3 protein-coding genes and 1 pseudogene are annotated in these 4121 nt (G+C 57.8%); 3 read left to right on the forward strand and 1 reads right to left on the reverse strand.

From position 1 onward, the window contains the following. Positions 1-35 precede the first annotated feature (35 nt). The 3 genes from FV226_RS26910 (at position 36) to FV226_RS26920 (ending at position 3531) form a co-directional block, all read left to right on the forward strand. Positions 36-1004: a D-2-hydroxyacid dehydrogenase family protein gene (locus tag FV226_RS26910; protein ID WP_147765329.1), complete on the forward strand. Its 969-nt coding sequence runs from the start codon at positions 36-38 to the stop codon at positions 1002-1004. A 188-nt stretch (positions 1005-1192) separates the two neighbouring features. Beyond that, positions 1193-1402 carry a hypothetical protein gene (locus FV226_RS28830; protein WP_238271538.1) on the forward strand — a complete coding sequence of 70 codons (210 nt, stop codon included), beginning with the start codon at positions 1193-1195 and terminating at the stop codon, positions 1400-1402. Between the two features lie 515 nt (positions 1403-1917). Continuing rightward, a complete protein-coding gene (locus FV226_RS26920) occupies positions 1918-3531 on the forward strand; it encodes an anti-phage dCTP deaminase (RefSeq protein WP_147765330.1) in 1614 nt (537 codons plus the stop codon). On the opposite strand, the pseudogene FV226_RS26925 reads toward FV226_RS26920, so the two are convergent. Next, positions 3485-3790 (reverse strand): annotated as a pseudogene (locus FV226_RS26925) (transposase); the annotation flags it as partial. The gene FV226_RS26920 and the pseudogene FV226_RS26925 overlap by 47 nt on opposite strands. Positions 3791-4121: the final 331 nt, after the last annotated feature.

The following is a 4121-nucleotide window of genomic DNA, read 5'->3' on the forward strand; positions in this document are numbered from 1 at the left end:
GCCCCCCGCCTTGCCCTAATAATCGGACGCGACCCATGCTTGAGGCGACCCCGCTCACCTGCGCGATCCTCGACGACTACCAGGGCGTCGCCACCACCCTCGCGGACTGGTCCCCGCTCCGGGACCGCGTCGCGCTGCGCCCCTTCCGCGAGGGCTTCACGACCGAGGACGCGCTGGTCGCGGCCATCGCCGACTGCGAAATCGTGGTGATCATGCGCGAGCGCACGCCGTTCCCGGCCGCCCTGTTCGCGCGCCTGCCGAAGCTCAAGCTCCTGGTCACCTCCGGCATGCGCAACGCGAGCATCGACCTCGCCGCGGCCAAGGCCCACGGGGTCGTCGTCTGCGGCACGGCGAGCGGCTCCGCGCCGCCGGTGGAGCTGACCTGGGCGCTGATCCTCGCGCTTGCCCGCCGCGTCGTGCCGGAGGCGAACGCCCTGCGGGCCGGCGGCTGGCAGACGAGCGTGGGCGCCGACCTCGCCGGCCGCCGCCTCGGATTGCTGGGCTTGGGCAAGATCGGGACCCGCGTCGCCCGGATCGGCCAGGCCTTCGGCATGCTGGTCTCGGCCTGGAGCCCGAACCTCACGGAGGCGCGGGCGGCCGACGCCGGCGTGGCGCTCTCAGTCTCCAAGGCGGCGCTGATGGCCGAGAGCGACGTGGTCTCGCTCCACCTCGTGCTCGGCGACAGCACCCGCGGGCTGGTCGACGCCGCGGCGCTCGCGCTGATGCGGCCGCACGCCCTGCTGATCAACACCGCGCGGGCGGGCCTCGTCGACGGCCTGGCGCTGCAGGCCGCCCTCGCGGAAGGCCGGATCGGCGGGGCCGGCCTCGACGTGTTCGAGATCGAGCCCCTGCCGGCGGACTCGCCCTGGCGCAGCCTGCCGAACCTGCTGGCCCTGCCCCATCTCGGCTACGTGAGCGAAGCCAACTACCGCACCTACTTCACCGAGGCGGTGGCCGACATCCAAGGGTTCCTCGACGGCGCGCCGGTGCGGGTGATCGGCTAGGCCTCCGCGTCCTGCCCGGGATCGATGAAACGCACCACCCTCCAGCCAGGGCCCGTCATTCCGGGGCTGCGAAGCAGAGCCCGGACCCGGAGGGCCGCGCCGAATGCGTGCAATCCAGAACCACAGGTTGTGATCTAGCGCGTGCGGTCGGCGGCTGTGGATCCCGGGCTCGCCTGCGGCGCCCCGGGATGACCGATCCCGAACGCCGCCACCGCTTCCGTACTGAGTCCTATGACAAGACGATAACGGCGCTTCTCACGAAGCGGTCCAACCTGTTCGGGGAGGCGTCCAAGCTGCAAGACCGGATCGCTGAGATCAAGAACGACGTGTCGGCCTTGGACCAGGTTCTCGGCTCACTCGGCTACGAGGGCGATCTAGACGCCGCCATGCCCTGTTAGAAGCGCGAAGTTCTATTCGGGCGGGGCCGAACTCACCAAGGGCATCCTAGACACAATCAGAGAGGCCACAGGGTCGATGACGAGCCGGGAGGTCCGCAGTCCGTCCCATCACTTACCAGCCACGACGCCCGCAACAGCAAGCTCATAACAGAGCACACCCGCCTGGCGTCGAAGGCACTGCGCCATCTATCAAAAAACGGCGCAGTAAGATGCTCAAAGGATCAAAATGGGAATCTAGTCTGGGTGACTAAATCTGATCGTCCTGATCAGAAGCCTCTTCGAGCCTCTTAGCGGTGTCCGAATCACCGTAAAGTGATTCGAACGACTCACGTATTCCTACGCTCCACCGTTCAATATCAGCATCGACCTTCGCTAAGTCGGCCGACAGCCAGTTTTCGTCTAGCGCATTCACGGCGTTTCCCCTCGCTGCCCGCAATCGAGCTGGCGCCTGGACACTACCACTGATTAATGTACCTTTCACCAAGTTTGTTCCCATTGCGTTCGGTATCCTGCTCATGCTGCCTACTGCCCAAGCGCCCGAACTTGTCTTTGGCCTCTGTTCACCAATCGGAACAAAGAACAAGAAGTTCGTTGAGATACTGAAGGCAAATCTACTTAAATTTCATTACCAGTCACAGGACTTTAAAGTCACTGAGCTGATGAAGTCTGTTAAGATCAAAGACATGGTGTTAAAAGACACCCCGATCGAAGATCGTTATACAACTCACATAGAATACGCAAATAAGTTTCGCGATATTACAGGCCAAAACGGCGCTCTTGCGATGCTGTGTTGTTCGGCGATTAGCGCATATAGGCAGAAGAAAGGTAAAAATTACCTCGAAGGTCAAGCTTATATATTTGACCAGTTTAAAAGAGGTGAAGAGATAAAGATCCTACGACAAACTTACCAGAAAGCGTTTGTGCTGATTTCGTTGTATTCCGGAAAAGAAAATAGAATAAAATATCTTAGTCATCGTATTTCAGCAGACCATATCGAATCACGGCCCAGCGTAGATCATGAAGGCGATGCTAAAAAACTAGTTCGACGTGATGAGGACGAGCAAGGGCAGTCTCACGGACAGCGGTTAGCAGACGCGTTTGCCCTGGCGGACTTATTTATCAGCCTCGACAATGAGCGTGAAGCTGAAGAAAATTTAAATCGATTTCTTCTTGCTTTTTTTGGATCAAATAAAATCACTCCAAGCAAGGATGAATACGGAATATATATTGCTAAAAGTGCAGCCTTGCGATCTCTTGATTTATCCAGGCAAGTAGGGGCGGCCATTTTTTCAGCCAATGGGGAGGTGCAGACCCTAGGCTGCAATGAGGTTCCGAAAGCAAACGGCGGAACCTATTGGAGTTCTGACGCCGACGACGCTCGAGACTACACGCTTGAAGGCGATGAAAATGAGCGTATCAAGCGGGCTATACTTGCCGATACTGTCAGACGCCTTGCGTTGTCCGGTTTTATATCAGATCAATCTCAGGTGGACGAACTGGTTTCGAAAGTAATAGCGGAATCTAGCAAGAAAGATAGCCCACTAAAGGGTTCACAATTAATGGATCTACTGGAATTTGGTCGAATAATCCATGCTGAAATGTCTGCTATATCAGACGCCGCAAGGCTTGGAATACCAATTAAGGGGTCAATATTATATTGCACTACTTTTCCATGCCATATGTGCTCAAAACATATCGTAGCTGCGGGCATTGGTAGAGTGCTTTACATTGAGCCATACCCGAAAAGCTATGCGGAGCAACTGCAACAAGATTCGCTATATGTAGGAACGGGCTCTAACAAAACTCAAAAGGTTCAGTTTTCTCCTTTCATTGGTATCTCCCCTTTGCGCTTCCGAGACCTGTTTGAGAGGGGTAAGCGCAAAGACGACAAAGGATTTTTCAGCGACTGGATGGAAGGAAAGCCAAAGCCGCTTGTCGATTACACAATAGCAATTTACCTTAATAGTGAGGAAGAAAAAAGAAAACTTATAAAAGAAATATTGGCAGAATTGCTTAGGAAGGGAGAGATCCTGGAGTTTTCAGATCACGATGTAAGTCAGCAGGTTGAAGCCGCGCAGCAGCTTACCGTTGCCAGTAGCCCTTCCACTGACGCCACACCGGATGCGTGAGGGCGGCGATCGTCGCCTCAGGTACTGGACGCCGTTTCTGACGCGTCGGTGATCCTCGCGCCAAGCCATCTCACCAGCATAGGCACCGAGGTAAGCGCCGCTGACGCGGTGGTGAACGCCCATCTCGTCGCGGTCGAAGGCGGGCGAAGAACGACTCCGCCTGATTGGTGCAGGCGTCTCTCTCGGAATAGCTCTGGCTGCGATGGATGCGCTTCGTGAGGAAGCGGTCGTGAAGGCGATCCCAGCCGGCGGCCTCCTCATCGCGCATGGCATCTTGACGAAGCGCGCGGTCATCCAAGGCAAACCCGTCATTCCGGGGCACCGCAGGCGAGCCCAGAATCCAGACTCGCAGGTCGCACTTCAGCGAGCACGGTCGGCGGATCTGGATTGCACACCTTCGGCGCGGCCCTCCGGGTGCGGGCTCTGCTTCGCAGCCCCGGAATGACGGTGGAGAATTGTAAGGGTAATTACCCACCCCCGTAATCGTGAGGTTTAGGCGCCGACGGTTTTGAGGATGGTGCGGAACGGGCTGGCGCCGGTGAGGCGGGCGGTATCGACGACGGTGCGGATGGCGGCTTCGCCTTCGGCAG

This window comes from Methylobacterium sp. WL12 (assembly GCF_008039475.1).
Classification (GTDB): domain Bacteria; phylum Pseudomonadota; class Alphaproteobacteria; order Rhizobiales; family Beijerinckiaceae; genus Methylobacterium; species Methylobacterium cerastii.